This is a genomic window from Streptomyces sp. NPDC050145, from assembly GCF_044460245.1.
Classification (GTDB): domain Bacteria; phylum Actinomycetota; class Actinomycetes; order Streptomycetales; family Streptomycetaceae; genus Streptomyces.
The window spans coordinates 78,713-96,818 of sequence record NZ_JBITJS010000022.1 but is presented as its reverse complement, the minus strand read 5'-3'; the positions used below and the strand labels follow the sequence as shown (position 1 = coordinate 96,818).

The 18,106-nt window shown below is 72.9% G+C and carries 19 protein-coding genes; 8 read left to right on the top strand and 11 right to left on the bottom strand.

The window, feature by feature from the left end; translation table 11 throughout:
• Positions 1-24 precede the first annotated feature (24 nt).
• Complete coding sequence (locus ACIBTU_RS34140; protein WP_399130555.1) at positions 25-2,406, bottom strand: ATP-binding cassette domain-containing protein; 2,382 nt, start codon at positions 2,404-2,406, stop codon at positions 25-27.
• A 130-nt stretch (positions 2,407-2,536) separates the two neighbouring features.
• Positions 2,537-3,022, bottom strand: a complete 486-nt coding sequence (locus ACIBTU_RS34135; protein WP_399130554.1) for a carboxymuconolactone decarboxylase family protein — start codon at positions 3,020-3,022, stop codon at positions 2,537-2,539.
• 185 nt (positions 3,023-3,207) lie between these two features.
• On the opposite strand from ACIBTU_RS34135, the gene ACIBTU_RS34130 reads away from it, so the two are divergent.
• Positions 3,208-4,098 (top strand): RNA polymerase sigma-70 factor, encoded by an 891-nt coding sequence (locus tag ACIBTU_RS34130; RefSeq protein ID WP_399130628.1) that lies wholly within the window; start codon positions 3,208-3,210, stop codon positions 4,096-4,098.
• On the opposite strand, the gene ACIBTU_RS34125 is transcribed toward ACIBTU_RS34130, so the two are convergent.
• Positions 4,016-4,639: a hypothetical protein gene (locus ACIBTU_RS34125; RefSeq protein WP_399130553.1), complete on the bottom strand. Its 624-nt coding sequence runs from the start codon at positions 4,637-4,639 to the stop codon at positions 4,016-4,018. The genes ACIBTU_RS34130 and ACIBTU_RS34125 overlap by 83 nt on opposite strands.
• A 118-nt stretch (positions 4,640-4,757) precedes the next feature.
• Here ACIBTU_RS34125 and ACIBTU_RS34120 point away from each other — a divergent pair, with 118 nt between their 5' ends.
• From ACIBTU_RS34120 to ACIBTU_RS34110, 3 genes are all read left to right on the top strand, one after another.
• Positions 4,758-5,216, top strand: coding sequence for a helix-turn-helix domain-containing protein (locus tag ACIBTU_RS34120; RefSeq protein ID WP_399130552.1), 459 nt, complete (start codon positions 4,758-4,760; stop codon positions 5,214-5,216).
• Positions 5,217-5,243: 27 nt separating this feature from the next.
• On the top strand, positions 5,244-5,858 hold the full coding sequence (locus ACIBTU_RS34115; RefSeq protein ID WP_399130551.1) for a hypothetical protein: 615 nt from the start codon (positions 5,244-5,246) through the stop codon (positions 5,856-5,858).
• Positions 5,859-5,975: 117 nt separating this feature from the next.
• Positions 5,976-6,329 (top strand): DUF2516 family protein, encoded by a 354-nt coding sequence (locus tag ACIBTU_RS34110; protein ID WP_399130627.1) that lies wholly within the window; start codon positions 5,976-5,978, stop codon positions 6,327-6,329.
• Positions 6,330-6,413: 84 nt separating this feature from the next.
• Here the strand turns inward: ACIBTU_RS34110 and ACIBTU_RS34105 are convergent, their stop codons facing one another.
• From ACIBTU_RS34105 to ACIBTU_RS34095, 3 genes are all read right to left on the bottom strand, one after another.
• A complete protein-coding gene (locus tag ACIBTU_RS34105; protein WP_399130550.1) occupies positions 6,414-7,769 on the bottom strand; it encodes a PP2C family protein-serine/threonine phosphatase in 1,356 nt (451 codons plus the stop codon).
• 1,206 nt (positions 7,770-8,975) lie between these two features.
• Positions 8,976-10,055 carry a C40 family peptidase gene (locus tag ACIBTU_RS34100; protein ID WP_399130549.1) on the bottom strand — a complete coding sequence of 360 codons (1,080 nt, stop codon included), beginning with the start codon at positions 10,053-10,055 and terminating at the stop codon, positions 8,976-8,978.
• Positions 10,056-10,242: 187 nt separating this feature from the next.
• Positions 10,243-11,049, bottom strand: a complete 807-nt coding sequence (locus ACIBTU_RS34095; RefSeq protein ID WP_399130548.1) for a class I SAM-dependent methyltransferase — start codon at positions 11,047-11,049, stop codon at positions 10,243-10,245.
• Positions 11,050-11,267: 218 nt separating this feature from the next.
• Here ACIBTU_RS34095 and mshA point away from each other — a divergent pair, with 218 nt between their 5' ends.
• Both mshA and ACIBTU_RS34085 read left to right on the top strand, forming a co-directional pair.
• Complete coding sequence (gene mshA, locus ACIBTU_RS34090; protein WP_399130547.1) at positions 11,268-12,611, top strand: D-inositol-3-phosphate glycosyltransferase; 1,344 nt, start codon at positions 11,268-11,270, stop codon at positions 12,609-12,611.
• Positions 12,604-13,134, top strand: a complete 531-nt coding sequence (locus tag ACIBTU_RS34085; protein WP_399130546.1) for a YbjN domain-containing protein — start codon at positions 12,604-12,606, stop codon at positions 13,132-13,134. The genes mshA and ACIBTU_RS34085 overlap by 8 nt, the downstream gene beginning before the upstream one ends.
• A gap of 12 nt (positions 13,135-13,146) precedes the next feature.
• Here ACIBTU_RS34085 and ACIBTU_RS34080 read toward each other — a convergent pair whose 3' ends face one another.
• The 3 genes from ACIBTU_RS34080 to ACIBTU_RS34070 all read right to left on the bottom strand — a co-directional run bounded on the left by ACIBTU_RS34080 (position 13,147) and on the right by ACIBTU_RS34070 (position 15,196).
• On the bottom strand, positions 13,147-13,338 hold the full coding sequence (locus ACIBTU_RS34080; RefSeq protein WP_399130626.1) for a hypothetical protein: 192 nt from the start codon (positions 13,336-13,338) through the stop codon (positions 13,147-13,149).
• Positions 13,339-13,406: 68 nt separating this feature from the next.
• Positions 13,407-13,688 (bottom strand): hypothetical protein, encoded by a 282-nt coding sequence (locus tag ACIBTU_RS34075; RefSeq protein WP_399130545.1) that lies wholly within the window; start codon positions 13,686-13,688, stop codon positions 13,407-13,409.
• A 206-nt stretch (positions 13,689-13,894) separates the two neighbouring features.
• Positions 13,895-15,196 (bottom strand): MDR family MFS transporter, encoded by a 1,302-nt coding sequence (locus ACIBTU_RS34070; RefSeq protein ID WP_399130544.1) that lies wholly within the window; start codon positions 15,194-15,196, stop codon positions 13,895-13,897.
• Between the two features lie 135 nt (positions 15,197-15,331).
• Between ACIBTU_RS34070 and ACIBTU_RS34065 the strand changes: the two genes are divergently transcribed.
• Positions 15,332-16,090, top strand: coding sequence for a phosphoglyceromutase (locus ACIBTU_RS34065; protein WP_399130543.1), 759 nt, complete (start codon positions 15,332-15,334; stop codon positions 16,088-16,090).
• 83 nt (positions 16,091-16,173) lie between these two features.
• Positions 16,174-16,647 carry a hypothetical protein gene (locus ACIBTU_RS34060; RefSeq protein WP_399130542.1) on the top strand — a complete coding sequence of 158 codons (474 nt, stop codon included), beginning with the start codon at positions 16,174-16,176 and terminating at the stop codon, positions 16,645-16,647.
• Here ACIBTU_RS34060 and ACIBTU_RS34055 read toward each other — a convergent pair.
• Both ACIBTU_RS34055 and ACIBTU_RS34050 read right to left on the bottom strand, forming a co-directional pair.
• Positions 16,622-17,182: a GNAT family N-acetyltransferase gene (locus ACIBTU_RS34055; RefSeq protein ID WP_399130541.1), complete on the bottom strand. Its 561-nt coding sequence runs from the start codon at positions 17,180-17,182 to the stop codon at positions 16,622-16,624. The genes ACIBTU_RS34060 and ACIBTU_RS34055 overlap by 26 nt on opposite strands.
• Positions 17,179-18,090, bottom strand: coding sequence for an ATP-grasp domain-containing protein (locus ACIBTU_RS34050; protein ID WP_399130540.1), 912 nt, complete (start codon positions 18,088-18,090; stop codon positions 17,179-17,181). Before ACIBTU_RS34050 ends, ACIBTU_RS34055 begins: the two co-directional genes overlap by 4 nt.
• Positions 18,091-18,106 lie beyond the last annotated feature (16 nt).

Genomic DNA, 18,106 nt, shown 5'->3' with positions numbered 1-18,106 from the left:
GACGGGCCCCCGCAGCCTCCTGCCTCACGCCCCCACGTAAGCCGCCAGATGATCCCCCGTCAGCGTCGCCCGGGACGCCACCAGTTCGGAAGGCGTTCCCTCGAAGACGACGCGGCCGCCGTCGTGGCCCGCGCCCGGGCCCAGGTCGATGATCCAGTCCGCGTGGGCCATGACCGCCTGGTGGTGTTCCACCACGATCACCGACTTGCCCGAGTCGACGAGGCGGTCCAGGAGGGCGAGGAGTTGTTCGACGTCCGCGAGGTGCAGTCCGGCGGTCGGCTCGTCCAGGACGTACGTACCGCCCTTGTCCGCCATGTGCGTGGCCAGCTTCAGCCGCTGCCGCTCGCCGCCGGAGAGCGTGGTGAGGGGCTGGCCGAGGGTGAGGTAGCCCAGGCCCACGTCCGCGAGCCGGGTCAGGATCTTGTGGGCGGCCGGCGTACGGGCCTCACCCTCCGCGAAGAACTCCTCCGCCTCGGCGACCGGCATCGCCAGGACCTCACTGATGTCCCGCCCCCCGAACGTGTACTCCAGCACGTCGGACCGGAACCGCCGCCCCTCGCACTCCTCGCACACCGTCGCGGTGTCCGCCATCATCGCCAGCTCGGTGTAGATGACCCCGGCCCCCTTGCACGCCGGGCACGCGCCCTCCGAGTTCGCGCTGAACAGGGCCGGCTTGACCCCGTTGGCCTTGGCGAACGCCTTGCGGATCGGGTCGAGCAGCCCCGTGTACGTGGCCGGATTGCTGCGCCGCGAACCGCGGATGGGGGTCTGGTCGACGGAGATCACGCCCTCGCCGGCCGGGATCGAACCGTGCACGAGCGAGCTCTTGCCCGACCCGGCCACGCCCGTGACGACGGTGAGGACACCGAGCGGGATGTCGACGTCCACGTCCTGGAGGTTGTGGGACGAGGCGCCGCGGATCTCCAGCTTCCCGTTCGGCTCACGGACCGACTCCTTCAGTCCGGCCCGGTCGTCCAGGTGGCGGCCCGTCACCGTGTCGCTCGCGCGCAGGCCCTCGACGCTTCCCTCGTAGCAGATCGTGCCGCCGCCGGAACCGGCCCCGGGACCCAGGTCGACGACGTGGTCGGCGATCGCGATGACCTCCGGCTTGTGCTCCACGACGAGCACCGTGTTGCCCTTGTCGCGCAGGCGCAGCAGCAGGTCGTTCATGCGCTGGATGTCGTGCGGGTGCAGTCCGACGGTCGGTTCGTCGAAGACGTACGTGACGTCCGTGAGGGACGAGCCGAGGTGGCGGATCATCTTCACGCGCTGCGCCTCGCCGCCGGACAGCGTGCCGGAGGGGCGGTCCAGGGACAGGTAGCCGAGGCCGATCTCGACGAAGGAGTCGAGGGTCTGGCGCAGGGAGGTGAGGAGCGGGGCCACGGAGGGCTCGGACTGCTCGCCGATCCACTTGGCGAGGTCGCTGATCTGCATCGCGCACGCGTCCGCGATGCTGATCCCCGCGATCTTCGAGGAGCGCGCCGCCTCGCTCAGCCGCGTCCCCTCGCACTCCGGGCACACGGCGAACGTCGTGGCGCGCTCGACGAAGGCGCGGATGTGCGGCTGGAGCGAGTCGACGTCCTTGGAGAGCATCGACTTCTGGATCTTCGGGATCAGGCCCTCGTAGGTGAGGTTGATGCCCTCGACCTTGATCTTCGTAGGGGCCTTGTACAGCAGGTCGCTCAGTTCGCGCTTGGTGTACTTGCGGATCGGCTTGTCCGGGTCGAAGAAGCCGCAGCCGGTGAAGATGCGCCCGTACCAGCCGTCCATGCTGTAGCCGGGGATGGTCAGCGCGCCCTCGTTGAGCGACTTGGAGTCGTCGTAGAGCTGGGTCAGGTCGATGTCGGAGACACTGCCGCGGCCCTCGCAGCGCGGACACATGCCGCCCGTGATGCTGAACTCGCGGCGCTCCTTGACCTTGTGGCCGCCCTTCTCGACGGTGACGGCGCCCGCGCCGCTGATCGAGGCGACGTTGAAGGAGAAGGCCTGCGGCGAGCCGATGTGCGGGGTGCCGAGCCGGCTGAACAGGATCCGGAGCATCGCGCCCGTGTCGGTGGCCGTGCCGACGGTGGAGCGCACGTCGCCGCCCATACGCTGCTGGTCGACGCTGATCGCCGTGGTCAGCCCGTCGAGCACGTCGACGTCCGGGCGGCCCAGGTTCGGCATGAAGCCCTGCACGAACGCGCTGTACGTCTCGTTGATCAGCCGCTGCGACTCGGCCGCGATCGTGTCGAACACCAGGGAGCTCTTGCCCGAGCCGGAGACGCCGGTGAAGACCGTGAGCCGCCGCTTGGGGAGCTCGATGCTGACGTTCTTGAGATTGTTCTCGCGCGCGCCGTGCACCCGGATCAGGTCGTGGGTGTCGGCGGCGTGCGGCACGTCCTGCCGGCCGGCTCGGCTGCTCATCGTGGCTCCATCCGTCGGTGGGGCCTCGGCACCGCGGCCCCGTCCCCGCCGACGCTAGTCGCCGACGGGCACGGAGGCTTCTCGATTCCTGATCCAGGGTCTCTACGTGATCCAGGGTCTCTACGTGGCCTCAGCTCTCCAGCGCGGCGAAGACGCCCGGCGTGTACGAGCCGCCGCGCATCCTGGTGATCACGCCCATCCGGTTCGCGGCGTTGATCATCGAGACCAGGCAGACGAGCGCGGCCGTCTGCTCCTCGTCGTAGTGCTCGCGCACGGCGGCCCAGGTCGCGTCGCTGACGCCCTGCGCGGCGTCCGCCAGCCGCGTGCCCTCCTCGGCGAGGGCGAGCGCCGCCCGCTCGGCCTCGGTGAACACGGCCGACTCGCGCCAGGCCGCGACCAGCGCGAGCCGCACCGCGCTCTCGCCGGCCGCCGCGGCCTCCTTGCTGTGCACGTCGACGCACCAGCCGCAGCCGTTGATCTGGCTGGCGCGCAGCTCGACCAGCTGCGACAGGGCGGGCGGCAGGCCCGTGAGCGCGGCGCCGGTCCGGTAGAAGCGCTTGCCGAACTCGGCGCCGACGCGGGTGGCCATCAGGTTGATGCGGGGCGTGGTCTCCATGGTGGTGGTTCCTCTCGGTCCGTTCCGTTGGCGTGGGGTCGCCATGGAGATGCCGGGCGCGGTGGGCCTGTGACAGGTCGCAGATGTGGCGTGGGTCACTGCGGCCTTCTGTCACGTACGGGCCTCGGGCGGCGTCCTGTGCGTGACATCAGGGAAGCGAGTGAGTGACCGACGAGGGAGACGCCATGGACGACGCCGAGACCACCGACCCGGCCACCGAGGCGTTCGTCGCCCACCGGAACCTGCTGTTCACCGTCGCCTACGAGATGCTCGGCTCGGCGGCCGACGCGGAGGACGTCCTCCAGGAGGTCTGGCTGCGCTGGTCCGGCGTCGACCTCGACACCGTGCGGGACCGGCGGGCGTTCCTGGTCCGCGTCACCACGCGCCAGGCCCTGACCCGCCTGCGCACACTCCGCCGCCGCAAGGAGTCCTACGTGGGACCGTGGCTCCCCGAGCCGCTGCTCACCACGCCCGACGTCGCCGAGGACGTGGAGCTCGCGGACAGCGTCTCGATGGCGATGCTGCTGGTCCTGGAGACGCTCGGGCCGACCGAGCGGGCGGTGTTCGTGCTGCGCGAGGTGTTCGGCCTGGAGTACGGGGAGATCGCCGAGGCCGTCGAGAAGACCCCGGCGGCCGTGCGCCAGATCGCCCACCGGGCCCGCGCCCATGTCGCGGCCCGGCGCCCGCGCGGCACGGTCTCGCCGGCCGAGTCGCGGGAGGCGCTGCGGGCGTTCCAGCGGGCCGTCGAGACCGGTGACCTGCGGGAACTGCTCGATCTGATCGCGCCGGACGTCGTGCTGCTGACCGACGGCGGCGGGGTCGTCCGCGCGGCGCTGCGGCCCGTCGTCGGTACGGAGGCTGTCCTCCCGGTGCTGCTCCGGATCGCGACGGCCCGCCTCGAACCGGTCCGCGTCAACGGCCACCCGGCCCTGGCGGTCCACCGCGACGGACTGCTCGACGCGGTCGTCGCGCTGCGTCTCGACGACGGTCTGATCACCGGGCTGTACGCGGTGCGGAACCCGGAGAAGCTGGGGCGGCTGGAGCGGGAGACGGCCGTGAGCCGGGAGCGGGCGTGACCCGGGCGGCGCCCCGCGGGAGCGTGGCCGCCTCGCCCACGGCGGCGAGGAGTTCGTAGGGGAACTCACGGTCGGCCTGCCCGACGGTCACCCCGAGCCAGCGGCCGGCGGACGGGACGGGCCACACGTGCAGGCTGCCGGCGAGATTGCGCAGGGAGGCCAGGGGCTCGGGCACGGCGTCGAGGTCGGGGGCGAGGTCGAGGGGCTCCGCGGGTTCGTCAGCGTTGCCGGTGTCGTCGTAGATGCCGAGGTAGGGGAACAGGTCGACCGTGCCGGGTTCGCCCAGGCGTCCGGTCAGTGCCGTGACCAGTTCTTTGAGGGCGGCCTCCAGCTCCTCCTCGGCCTCTGTGAACGCCTCCGGACCGGGCGGGTCCCAGAAGTCCCGGCTCTGCCGGAGCACGGCGATGTGGAACCCGGGCCCGCCCCAGCCGCGCGGCGCCTCGGTCCTGGTCTCGCGTTCCGGGAACGGCAGGGCGAGCAGGGTGCCGATGATCGACAACTGCTCCTCGACGGGGCCCGCGGGTCGGCGCTGGATCGGCATGGCCGGAGTGTAGGACGGAGGCCGGAGCCGGAGGCCGGAGTCGCGGGCCGGTGATGACATGGAACACTTTTGCAAGCGGCTGCTTGCAATTGTTAGCGCGGATGGGCAGTATCGAACCATGGCATCGCTCAACGTCGGAAGCCTCGGCGAGTACCTGCGCGAACAGCGGCGCACCGCGCAGCTGTCCCTGCGGCAGCTCGCCGATGCCGCCGGGGTGTCCAATCCGTATCTGAGCCAGATCGAGCGCGGGCTGCGCAAGCCGAGCGCGGAGGTGCTCCAGCAGGTCGCCAAGGCGCTGCGGATCTCCGCCGAGACGCTGTACGTCCGCGCCGGCATCCTCGACGCGGAGCGGGAGCGGGACGAGGTGGAGACGCGTGCGGTGATCCTCGCCGACCCCTCGCTCGACGAGCGTCAGAAGCAGGTCCTGCTGCAGATCTACGAGTCGTTCCGGAAGGAGAACGCGGCCGCGCGAGCGGAGCGTTCACCGCGGGACGGGGACGGATCGGACGACGGGACCCGCGACGACGGCACCGACGGCGCTGACGGCGGCGATGCCGAGCCCTCAAGCAGCAGTTGATTTGATGTGATCCGGGAGGACCACCCCATGGCCATCAAGGACGACCTCCGCAAGACCTTCAGCGACCCGACCCCGCTGTACTTCGCCGCCGGCACCGCCGAGCTGGCGTTCCAGCAGGCCAAGAAGGTGCCGGGCCTCGTCGAGCAGCTGCGCGCCGAGGCGCCCGCCCGCTTCGAGGCCGTGCGCGGCACCGACCCCAAGGACGTGCAGGAGAAGGCCACGGCGCGCGCCAAGGAGGCGCAGGCCGTGCTGACCGCCAAGGTCGGCGAGTTCGTGGCCGTGCTCGACACCGACCTGAAGAAGCTCGGCGAGACCGCTCAGGAGTACGCGCTGCGCGGTGTCGGCTACGCCGCCGAGGCCGCCGTCAAGGCGCGCGAGACGTACGAGAAGGTCGCCGAGCACGGCGAGGAGACCGTGAAGGCGTGGCGCGGCGAGGCCGCCGAGGAGATCAACGAGATCGCCGTGGCCGTCGAGCCGGACGCCGAGCCCGAGACCGTTCCCGGTCAGGCCGCCGCGCCGGCCGCCGAGAAGGACGCGCCGGCCGCCAAGAAGGCTCCGGCCGCCGCCAAGAAGGCGCCCGCGGCGAAGAAGGCTCCCGCGAGGAAGCCGGCCGCGAAGAAGGCGACGCCGCCCGCCGAGTGAGCGGCGCCGCGTGACGGGTACGCCGACGGGCCGGGCACCTTCGGGGTGCCCGGCCCGTTGTTACGGGTACGGTGACCCGCGTACGGGTCGTCTCGGAGAACTGGGTGGGTGAGCGTTGTGCTGATGTCGGCTTTCGGCAACGTGGTGTGGCTGCTCTACACCGCCATGCTCGTGCTCGCGGTCGTCGCCTTCGTGCTGGCCGCGGTGGCCCGGGAGGACGCGTACCGCGCCGCGAGCAAGCAGACGAAGCCGTTCTGGCTGATCATCCTGGGCATCGCGGTCGTGGTGAACCTGCTGGTGCCGATGCTGTTCCTGCAGCTCGCGGGCCTCGTGGCGTCGATCGTCTTCTTCGTCGACGTGCGCCCGGCCCTGAAGCAGGTCGGTGGCGGCGGTGGCGGTGGCGGTGGCTGGCGGCGCGGTGGCGGCTCCAGCAGCGACGGCCCGTACGGGCCGTACAACGGGCGGCGATGACCTGACGCCTTCGGGCGGCGGTGAGGACGACGACGGGCGCGCCGGATCGGCGCGCCCTTGTCCGTCACCGGGGTGGCAGAGGTGTCATCGGTCCAGCAGGAGTACCGCCACGTCGTCGGTCAGTTCGCCGCCGTTGAGGTCGCGGACCTCGTTCACCGCCGAGTCGAGGAGTTCCTCGCCCTGGAGGCCCGCGGCGCGGCTGCGGCGGATCAGGTCGACCATGCCCTCCTGGCCGAGACGGCGGTTGCCGTCACCGATCCGGCCCTCGATCAGGCCGTCCGTGTAGAGCATCAGGCTCCACGACGGGCCCAGCTCGACCTGCATGCGCGGCCAGCGGGCGCGCGGCAGCAGACCCAGGGCCGGTCCGCTGTTCTCGTACGGGAGCAGCGTCGCCTCGCGGCCCGGGCTGGAGATCAGCGGCGAGGGGTGGCCGGCCAGGCACAGGCCCGCGCGGCGTCCGTCCGGCGCGATGTCCACCGTGCACAGGGTCGCGAAGATCTCGTCGTTCTCCCGCTCGTGCTCCAGGACCTGCTGGAGCGTGGAGAGGAGCTCGTCGCCGCACAGTCCGGCGAAGGTCAGCGCGCGCCAGGCGATCCGCAGCTCGACGCCGAGCGCGGCCTCGTCGGGGCCGTGGCCGCAGACGTCGCCGATCATGGCGTGGACCGTGCCGTCGGGGGTGCGGACGACGTCGTAGAAGTCGCCGCCGAGCAGGGCGCGGGAGCGGCCGGGGCGGTAGCGCGCGGCGAACCGCAGCGGGGAGCCGTCGAGCAGCGGGGTCGGCAGCAGGCCGCGCTCCAGGCGGGCGTTCTCCTGGGCACGCAGGCGGGACTCGGTGAGCTTGCGCTGGGCCACGTCGGCGCGCTTGCGCTCGACGGCGTAGCGCACGGCGCGGCCCAGGAGGCGGGCGTCCAGCTCGTCGCGGAACAGGTAGTCCTGGGCGCCGACGCGCACCGCCTCGGCGCCGCGCTCGGCGTCGCCGGAGTCGGTCAGGGCCAGGACGGCCTGGCGCGGGGCGAGGCGCAGCACGTGCCGGAGGGTCTCCAGCTCGTCGGCGTCCTCGTCCTGGCGGGCCGTACGGGTGTCGGGCAGCGCGAGGTCGAGCACGATGCAGTTCACGTCGTCGGTGAGCAGCCGCTCGGCCTCGGTGAGGTTGCGGGCGGTGCGGACGCGGACCGGCTTGCCGGCGGCGTCCGGCATCTCGGGGATGCTCAGGGAGCCGGCCGGGTCGTCCTCGATGACCAGCAGCGTCAGGCCCGGGGCGGGGCCGGGTGCGGCCGGGGCGTGGACGGTCGTGCCTGTGCTGTTTTTCGTGGTGCTGCTGATGTTGTCGTGGGCGGTCGTCGGCGCGGTCGGATCCGCGGACGGTGTCGTAGGCGCAGCTTGAGCCTGACCACCTTCCGCGGCCGGGATCGCTCTCTGCCGCGGTACGGGTACGGGCATCGCTTCGGTTTCCTTCCCTCCCCCCGAGGGCGCGGTGGGACGAAGGTCCTCGGCCCACCAGACGGGGACCTTAGCGGTACCCGGCGGCTCAGCGGAATGGTGAGCCGCAAACGGCCAGTGTCATATGCCGCAAGGGGTAACGGAATTGGGCACGTTCCGGCCCTCCGGGCCTCTGTGGGGGATGACGAACATCACCCCACCCCACCGCAACCGCCCCTCCCCGAGTGCCCTGCATCACGTGCGCTCCATCACGCCTACCCTCACCCTCCGGTCGGGCGCCGGGCCGCCCACGCCTACGAGGCCACCGCCGTAGGGGCTGACGACGGTCGCCGAGTGCCGCGTCGTCGTGGTCGCTCGCGCAGTTCCCCGCGCCCCTGAAGAGCACACTCCGTGCGCCTCCAGGGCCGTGACGCCTCCCGACCGCCCCCAGCGGGACGCGCCCCGTAAGGGGCGCGGGGAACGGCGCGACCAGCCACGACGGCGCGGTGCCCGGGGACGATCCTCGGCCCCTGCGGCGGCGCCGCTTCCGGTGCCGAGGTGTTGCCCGGGGCCGGGCGCCGGACCATTCGAGAGGCCCCCCGCCGGGGGTGAGAGGTGCCGGGAAGATGCGCCCCGTAAGGGGCGCGGGGAACTGCGCGACCAGCCACGACGGCGCGGCACCCGGCGACGATCCTCGGCCCCGATGGCGCTACCGGCGCCCGAAAGGCGAGAGGAGCCCCGCCGGGGGTGAGTGGTGCCGGGAAGATGCGCCCCGTAAGGGGCGCGGGGAACTGCGCGACCGGCCACGACGGCGCAGCACTCGGCGACGATCCTCGTCCCCTACGGCGGCGGCGCTGTAGCGGAGCCACGATGAATCGCGCACCCGGCGACGGGGTGCTGCCCGAGGCCGGGCGCCGGGCCGATGCGCCCCCGGAGGGGGCGGGTGGGTGGGAGCAGGGGGCGGGCCAATAGAGAGGCGCCGGGGTGAAGGTAAGACGGCCCGGACGGAGGGTGAGGGGCGCCGGGCTGAAGTGAGTGACGCCGGACTGAAGGCGAGGGGTGCCGGGGAGGCCGAGGTTGGCGGTGCGAGGGGCGCCGGGGCTGGAGGCGAGAGGCGCCGGCACCGGAGCGCTGCCCCCCGGGCGGGGTGCCCGGGGGCGACGGTCATGCGAGGGCGGGGCGAGGGGGACGGCCCAGATGAAGAGGACCCGGTCCGGGCGGCAGCCCCTACGCGTCGGGCCGGACCACCCCGAGTATCGCCATGGACCCCGCCCCCGCAAGCGTCACCGAGCGTCCGGGCCGCGGCGCGTGCACGATCGCCCCGTCGCCGATGTACATGCCGACATGGCTCGCGTCGTCGTGGTAGATGATCAGGTCCCCGGGCCGCATGTCCTTCACGTCGATGTGCTTGAGCTGCTTCCACTGCTCCTGGGAGGTGCGGGGAATGGGCCGCCCCGCAGCGGCCCACGCCTGGGACGTCAGCCCCGAGCAGTCGTAGGACTTCGGCCCCTCCGCGCCCCACACGTACGGCTTGCCGATCTGGGCCGTGGCGAACTCCACCGCCGCCTTGCCGGCCTTGGTCGCCCGGCCGTTGATCTCCTTGAGGACGCCGGAGGACAGCCAGGCCGTCTGGGCCTTCTGCTCGGCCTCCTCCTCCAGCTTGCGCAGCCGCTCGCGCTCCTTCTTCTCGAGCGTGCTCTCGATCTTCTGCGCGGCCTTGATCTGCTTCTCGATGCGCTTCTTCGCGGAGGCCTTCTTCTTGCGGCCCTCCTCCAGCTGCTTCCACTTCGCGGAGGCGTCCTTCGCGTACCCCGCGAGGTCGTCCTGCGTCTTGGCCAGCTGGGACATCAGGTTCTTCGTGGCCTGCTGGCCCTGGTAGACGCGCCCCGCGTTGTCGAGGAACTGCTGCGGGTCGCCGGAGAGCAGGAACTGGGCCTCGCGCGGGACGCCGCCCGTGCGGTACTGCTCCCGGGCCGCCGCCCCCGCGTGGCCCTTGAGGCGGTCGAGCTTGCGCTGCCCCGCCGCGATCTTCTGGGCCAGTTTCACGATGGCGACGGACTGGTCGTCGGCCTTCTCCTCCGCCGCGTTGTACTCGTCGGTGGCCAGCGCCGCGTCGTGGTACAGCTTGTCGAGCTTCTTGCGGACCGCCTCCAGGTCCGTACCCCCACCGGCCGCGGGGGCCGAGGCCGAGGGTGAAGGGGAGGCCGGGGGAGCGGGCGCCGCGTAGGCCGCGCCCGGCGCCGTCAGCACGGTCAGGGCGCACACCACCGCCACCGCCGCCATCGTGGTCGTGCTCCGCTTGCTCATCCGCCCCGCCCCCGCAGTAGCCAAAACCTGATTTACCGTCAGTAACATGTGCGCGCTTCGGGGATGGTGCCACGTGCGCGCCAAATGCGACAGACCCCGCACGTGCCGACAGATCACCCCGCACGTGCCGACAGACCCCGCACGCTGTGACGAACGGACCGCCGAGATCGTTCCCCACCCGGCGCGTTCAGCCCGACGGGCGCTCCCGCGGCGCCAAGGCCTCCCAGGCCACGGTGACTTCACCCTGCCGCCAGCGTCCCGGACGGTCCGTCACCGGCCAGTCCGCCGCGAGATCCCGCACCGTCCGGATCCACCGCTGGCGCGCCCCGTACGAGGCGTACGGCGCGGCCGCCGCCCAGGCCCGGTCGAAGTCCCGCAGGAACGCGTGCACCGGCTCGCCCGGCACATTGCGGTGGATCAGCGCCTTCGGCAGCCGCTCGGCCAGGTCGGACGGGGTGCCCAGGGACCCGAGCCGGGTCGCGAACGTCACCGTGCGCGGACCCTCGGGCCCGAGCGCCACCCAGACGTGCCGCCGCCCGATCTCGTCACAGGTCCCCTCCACGAGCAGCCCGTCCGGCGCGAGCCGCCCGCACAGCCGCGCCCACACCTCCGCGACCTGCGCCTCGTCGTACTGGCGGAGCACGTTCGCGGCCCGGATCAGCGTCGGCGGCGACGGGAGCGGCAGCTCGAAGCCGCCGTGCCGGAAGCTGAGCCCCTCGCGCTCGTACGGCTTCGCGGCCGCGACCCGCGCCGGTTCGATCTCGATGCCCACCACGCGCGCGCGGGGGGCCGCCGCGCGCAGCCGGCCGAGCAGTTCGACGGCCGTCCAGGGCGCCGCCCCGTAGCCGAGGTCGACCGCCACGGGGTCGGCCGCGCGGCGCAGCGCGGCGCCGTGTGTCGCCGCGATCCAGCGATCCATGCGGCGCAACCGGTTCGGGTTCGTGGTGCCCCGCGTCACCGTTCCCACGGGGCGGGAGGGGGTGCGCGGGCTCATGGCTACGAGGGTATGCGCTGCACGGGGCGGCCCGGCGACTGAGTTCCGGGTTCGCGCAGGTGGGAGAGGTGCGGAGGCGTCGGGTTGAGTCTCGTACGGTAATGATTGGGCAAAGTGGGAAGGGGAGGCGGGGGATCCGGCGTTGCCCCCCTTGAAAGAGGGCGCGCGCCCTCTTTGCGCCGTGCCCGCAGTACGCCCGATCTAGGAGGGCCCGCCACGTGAGCCAGTACGTGACCAGGTTCCGCCGTTCCGGCGCGGCGCAGGGCCGCCTGCGCTTCCCCGGATCCCCGCGCAAGCCGCGGCGCGTCGCCATGCTCAGCGTGCACACCTCCCCGCTCCACCAGCCCGGCACGGGCGACGCGGGCGGCATGAACGTCTACATCGTGGAGCTGGCCAAGCGGCTCGCCGCGATCAACATCGAGGTCGAGATCTTCACCCGCGCCACCACGGGCGCGCTCCCGCCCGAGGTCGAGCTCGCCCCGGGCGTCCTCGTGCGGCACGTCGACGCGGGCCCCTACGAGGGCCTCGCCAAGGAAGAGCTGCCCGCGCAGCTGTGCGCCTTCACGCACGGCGTGATGCAGGCCTGGGCCGGCCACCGGCACGGCCACTACGACCTCGTCCACTCCCACTACTGGCTCTCCGGCCACGTCGGCTGGCTGGCCGCCGAGCGCTGGGGCGTCCCGCTCGTCCACACCATGCACACCATGGCGAAGGTCAAGAACGCGGCGCTCGCCGACGGCGACACCCCCGAGCCGGCCGCCCGCGTCATCGGCGAGACCCAGATCGTGCGCGCCGCCGACCGCCTCATCGCGAACACCGCGGAGGAGGCCGACGAGCTGGTCCGGCACTACGAGGCCGACCCCGGCAAGGTCGCCGTCGTGCACCCCGGCGTGAACCTGGAGCGGTTCACCCCCGGCGACGGCCGCGCCGCCGCCCGCGCCCGCCTCGGCCTGCCGCAGGACGCGCTCATACCCCTGTTCGCCGGCCGCATCCAGCCGCTCAAGGCGCCCGACATCCTCCTCAAGGCCGTCGCCGTCCTGCTCGACGAGCGGCCCGAACTGCGCTCGCGGATCCTCGTGCCCGTGGTCGGCGGCCCCAGCGGCAGCGGCCTCGCCAAGCCCGCCGCCCTGCAGAAGCTCGCCGCCCGGCTCGGCATCGCCGACGTCGTGCGCTTCCACCCGCCGGTCGGCCAGGACCAGCTCGCCGACTGGTTCCGTGCCGCCTCCCTGCTCGTCATGCCGTCCTACAGCGAGTCCTTCGGGCTCGTCGCCATCGAGGCGCAGGCGGCCGGCACCCCCGTCCTCGCCGCCTCCGTCGGAGGTCTGCCCGTCGCCGTCCGCGACCGGACCACCGGCTTCCTGGTCGACGGCCACGAACCGGCCCGCTACGCGCGCGTGCTCCGCGAGTTCGCCGACCACCCCCACCTCGTCGACAGCATGGGCGACGCCGCCGCCCGGCACGCCCGTTCCTTCGGCTGGGACACCTCGGCGTCCGCCACGGCCGACGTCTACACGGCGGCCCTGCACGATCACCGCCGTCACGTACTCTCGCTCCATGGCTGAGCACCCCGACGCTGCACAGGACCAGGCACAGGACCCGGCACAGATCATCGAGTCCACGCTCAAGGACGCCGAGCTGGAGTGGGAGCGCCCCGAACCGGGCTCCTACGTCGTGAAACTGCCCGGCACCCGCAAGCTCTCCACGACGCTCTCGCTGCGCGTGGGCCGCCACAGTCTGTCCCTCAACGCGTTCGTGATCCGCCACCCGGACGAGAACGAGGCGGGCGTCCACCGCTGGCTCCTGGAGCGCAACCTCCGCCTGTACGGCGTGAGTTACGCGGTCGACCCGCTCGGCGACATCTACCTCACCGGCAAGCTCCCGCTCGCCGCCGTCACCCCGGACGAGCTCGACCGTCTCCTCGGCTCGGTCCTGGAGGCCGCCGACGGCCCCTTCAACACGCTGCTCGAACTCGGCTTCGCGAGCGCGATCCGCCGGGAGTACGAGTGGCGCGTCTCGCGCGGCGAGCCCACGCGGAACCTGGACGCGTTCACGCACCTCACACAGCGGCCCGCCGCTTCCTCGTAGCCATGGCCGCGCTCACCCCAGCGCCACCATCCGCACCACCGTCACCGTGAGCACGGAGCCGGAGACGTAGTAGAGGACTATCGCGCCGCCGATCGTGGCCTCGCGCCGGTCCCGTTCCCCCGCGACCGAGCAGGAACCGTGGCCGTACGGGTCGTGGGCGAGGGTGCGGGCCATCTCAGCGCGGAAGGCGTCCGCGTCGGCCATCTTGGCGAGGGTGTCGTCGGCGGGCGGGGCGTACGCGATGCGGCAGGGGCTGCGCCTGCGGCGACGGCTCAAGCCGGCCCCCGCCTCTCCGCCTCGTCGCGGGCGAGCCGGGCCAGGATCGCGTCCGCCTCCGGGTCCGGCACGGCCTCCAGCATCCAGTGCCGCATCACGGCGTGGATCTCGTCGACCCCCGCCGCGTTGATCGCCCGGTCGAACTCCGTGCGGCGCTCCGGGTCGAGGGCCGCGCGGATCGCCGGAATGCTGTTCGGGACGTCCACCTCGATACCGCCCACGAGCGTTCTGGGCGGTTCGTCCGTTCTCGTCGCTTCGGTCCGCGGTGCTTCGGGCATGTACGGTCCCGTACCCCTCTGTGCGGTCCCGTACCCGCCTCTACGCGGCTGCGGCCCGGTGAGGGCTGGTCGCGCCCCGCGGCGGAGCCGCAATCGGAAACAGCCCCGCGCCCCTGAAATGCAGACCCCTCGGGTCGCATCTCCCCGATGCCTCAGCCCCCGCGCCGCCTTGGTGCGGCCTCGTGCCCACCGCCCGAAGCGCCGGGTCAGGCCGGGGCGTTCTCCGCGGCGGGCGCCGCGACAGCAGGAGTCGCCGGCACCGGGTCCGCGGCGGGCTCGTCCGGGAGCTGCCCGGGCAGTCCGCGCATCAGCACCCAGTACCCGGCCGCCGTGACCGTGCCGAGGGCCGCGCAGCCGCCCCACAGCCAGCCGGCCCCCGCCGAGTCGAGGACCCAGCCGCCCGCGAGCGGGGCGACGAGCGCGGCGGCCGACCAGGACGTCGAGTAGACGCCCTGGTAGCGGCCGCGGCCCTCGGCGGGCGCGAGCCGGGCGACGAGCCCCGACTGCGTCGGCGCGTTCACCATCTCGCCGAGCGTCCACACGACGACGGTCAGCGCGTACGCGGCCAGCGAGCCGGCGAACGCGGTCAGCGCGAAGCCGTAGCCGATGAGGAGCGAGGAGACAGTGAGCAGGCGGCCCGGGTCGCGGCGCTCGATGAACCGGGTCAGCGGGATCTGCAGGGCGACGATCACCACCCCGTTCACGGCGGCGACCAGGCCCACGTCCGAGCTGGTGAACCCGTTCTCGCCCATCACGATCGGCAGGCCCACCGAGCTCTGCGTGAAGATCACGGCGACGAGGAAGGACAGGCCGACCATCAGCATGAAGCGGCCGTCGCGCAGCACGGTGCCCATCGTGACGGGAGCGGGCGCGGACGCGGGCCCGGCCTCACCGGCCGCGCGGACGGTCTGCTCGGGCCGCGACTCCTTCACCTTCACGAACACGACCAGCGCGCAGGCCAGCGTCATGCCGGCCTCGACGAGGAAACCGAGCGTGTAGCTCTGCGCGACGAGGAAACCGGCGTACACGGAGGAGACCGCGAACCCGAGGTTGATCGCCCAGTAGTTGAGGGAGAAGGCCCGCACCCGGTCGTGCGGGGGCACGATGTCGGCCATCATCGCCTGGATCGCGGGCCGCGACGCGTTCGAGGCGAGGCCCAGCGCGAAGCCCGTGACGGCGATCCCGACCGGGTCGCGCACGAAGGCGAGGACGGCGACCGTCGCGGCCGTCGCGAGCTGCGCGGTGAGCAGGGTCGGGCGGCGTCCGAGCCGGTCCGCGAGCACCCCGCCGAGCACCGTGGCGATGACCCCGCCGAGCCCGATCAGGGAGGCGACCAGACCCGCGTACGAAGCGGAGAAACCGCGCTGGGCCGTCAGGTACAGGGCGAGGAACGTGAGGACGAAAGCGCCGAGTCGGTTGACCAGGGTGCTGGTCCACAGCCACCAGAACTCCCTCGGCAGTCCGGACACGGACTCCCTTGCGGCACGTCTGAGCGCGGCGACGGACATGGGTGCATCCCCCGGGGTGTGGGTAAGTGGCAAGATCGGTCTCCGTAACTTACGGCCGGGGTCCGTGAGGCGGCCACCGAATTGACGGCTACCGTCAATCGGCGGCTCGAATGGCGGTCGATTAGGCTCGGGGCCATGGCCGACGCACCGTACAAGCTGATCCTCCTCCGCCACGGCGAGAGCGAATGGAACGCGAAGAACCTGTTCACCGGTTGGGTGGACGTCAACCTCACCGAGAAGGGCGAGAAGGAGGCGGTCCGCGGCGGTGAGCTGCTCAAGGACGCCGGCCTGCTCCCCGACGTACTGCACACCTCCCTCCAGAAGCGCGCGATCCGCACGGCCCAGCTGGCCCTGGAGTCCGCGGACCGCCACTGGATCCCCGTCCACCGCTCGTGGCGGCTGAACGAGCGCCACTACGGCGCCCTCCAGGGCAAGGACAAGGCGCAGACCCTCGCCGAGTTCGGCGAGGAGCAGTTCATGCTCTGGCGCCGCTCGTACGACACCCCGCCGCCGGCCCTGGACCGCGACGACAAGTACTCCCAGTTCGACGACCCGCGCTACGCGGCCCTCCCGCCGGAGCTGCGCCCGCAGACGGAGTGCCTCAAGGACGTCGTCGTCCGCATGCTCCCGTACTGGTTCGACGCCATCGTCCCGGACCTCCTGGACGGCCACACGGTTCTGGTCGCGGCCCACGGCAACTCGCTGCGCGCCCTGGTCAAGCACCTCGACGGCATCTCCGACGCGGACATCGCGGGCCTGAACATCCCCACCGGCATCCCCCTCTCCTACGAGCTGGACGCCGACTTCAAGCCCCTGAAGCCGGGCGGCACCTACCTCGACCCCGACGCGGCCGCGGCCGCGATCGAAGCGGTCAAGAACCAGGGCAAGAAGTAACCAGGGCAACAAGCAAGCGGGCCCCCGCCGGATCACCGGCGGGGGTTTCCCGTGTTTCAGGGGGCCTTCATGAAGGGGACGCCGTGACGACGGTCTTCCACTGCCGTGGCTGCGGCCGCGGCGTCACACCGGCGGTGACGGAGCGGCCGCTGCCGGACCACGACCGCGACGAGGAGTGGTACCGGCCGGAGGCTTCGGCCACGGACGAGAACGGGCACTGCGACAGCCCGATCGTGCGGATGGCCCCGGGCACGTTCGCGATCGACCCGGAGCCCTCGGGGCCGCCGTACGTCCTGGACGAACCCTCCGGCCTGCTGGTGGAGTCGGGGCCGAAGGGTTCCGTGGTGCTCCACCCCGGCGACGGCCTCGGCCTGGAGCCCCACCCCGACCTGGCGCTGCGTCGCGGCTACTGCTGCGGCATGGACGGGGAGTGGGGTCCGAACCTGGTGTGCGGGTGCGGCGCAGTCGTCGCCACCCTCTACTCGGACTGCTATCAGGTGCAGGAACTCCGGCTGCGGCCCGAGGCCGTCGTCAGCCAGGCCGCTCCAGGAGCATGACCTCGTACCGGTCCGCGCGCGGGCCGAAGGGGCCGGAGTCGCCGATCTTGCGGTAGCCCCAGGAGCGGTAGGCCGCGGATGCCGCGGTGGCGGAGCGGTGGACGTTCAGGAGGAGACGTTCGGCCGTGAGGTCGGTCAGCAGGGTGTCGTGGAGGTGGCGGGCGATGCCCTGGCCCCGCCACGGGGCGCGGACCGCCAGTTCCATCAGGCCGAAGGTGCGCCGGCCGTCCTCGTGGCGCATCGACGCGGGGACCGGTTCGTTCAGTTCGTCCCACCACGGGGTGTCCGGGGGGACCGCGTGGCCGTAGGCCATGCCGACCGGTTCGCCGGTGGACGTGGTGGCCAGGGCGGCCAGGAAGCCGGGGCGGGTGGTCTGGGCGGGGAAGCGGGCGGCGGCTGCCGCGAGGGCGTCGGCGGGCTCGTCGTACGGGGGCTCCGCGAAGACCTCGGCGTAGACGGAGAGGATCGCGGACGCCGACCGGGCCGCGCTCGGGCCGGGCAGCAGCTCCACGGTGACAGGCGTCCGCCCCGTCATACGGGGCCCACGCGGAGGAGCGGGGTGAGCAGGCGGGCCGGGGCCGTGTCGGGCGGGAGGTCGGAGACCTGGGCGTCGCCCAGTTCCACCAGGCGCCAGGTGCCGTCGTCGGCGCGGAGGGCCAGGTCGGTCGTGACGAAGCGGCAGGGGAGGGCGGCGACCAGGGGGCGCAGTGCGTCCAGCGGGGGAGCGGGGTGGAGGGTCGGGGTGTCCGGGTGCGGGGTCGTGAGGACGGGCGCGCCGTCCAGCCACCAGACGCGGGCCTCGCCCACCGCGCGGTCGAACGGTTCGAAGGCGCGGAGCACGATGCCGCCCGTCAGGTCGTCGCCCTGGAGCTCGACGAAGCGGCTCACCACGCCGTGCACGGCCGCCGTGTCGGCGAGGTCCGGGAGGAAGCAGGCCTCGTCCCATTCGTGCTTGCGGGACTTCACGTAGTCCTTGACCAGCCCCGCGCCGGAGGGGAGCGCCGCGGTGAGCGAGGCGAGCGCGGAGGGGTCCGGGGGCTCGTGCGGGGCGCAGGGGGCGTACGCGCTGGACGGGGTCAGGCCGGCGAACGCGGCGTACCAGCCGGGGAGTTCGTGCGCGGTGCGGTACATGGCCGGGGTCGTCAGGAGCCGGGTGCCGCGGCCGGCCAGGGCCGTCGCGAGGGCCGCGTAGGCCGCCGCCGGGATCATCCAGCCCCGGTACCAGGCCGGACCCAGATCGCGCGGGACCCGCCGTACGGCCTCGTCGGCCCGGCCCGCGAGCAGAGCGTCGTGGTCGAGGAACGCGACCGCCGCCCCGGCCTCCCGAGCGGCCGCGGCCTGCGCCGCGAAGTGCGGGTCGGAGGCGGTGGGGCGCAGCGGGTCGGCGCAGAGCAGCAGGGCGGAGGAGGCGGAGGGCGCGGAGGAGGCGGGAGGGGCGGGCACCCGGTCACCGTAATGC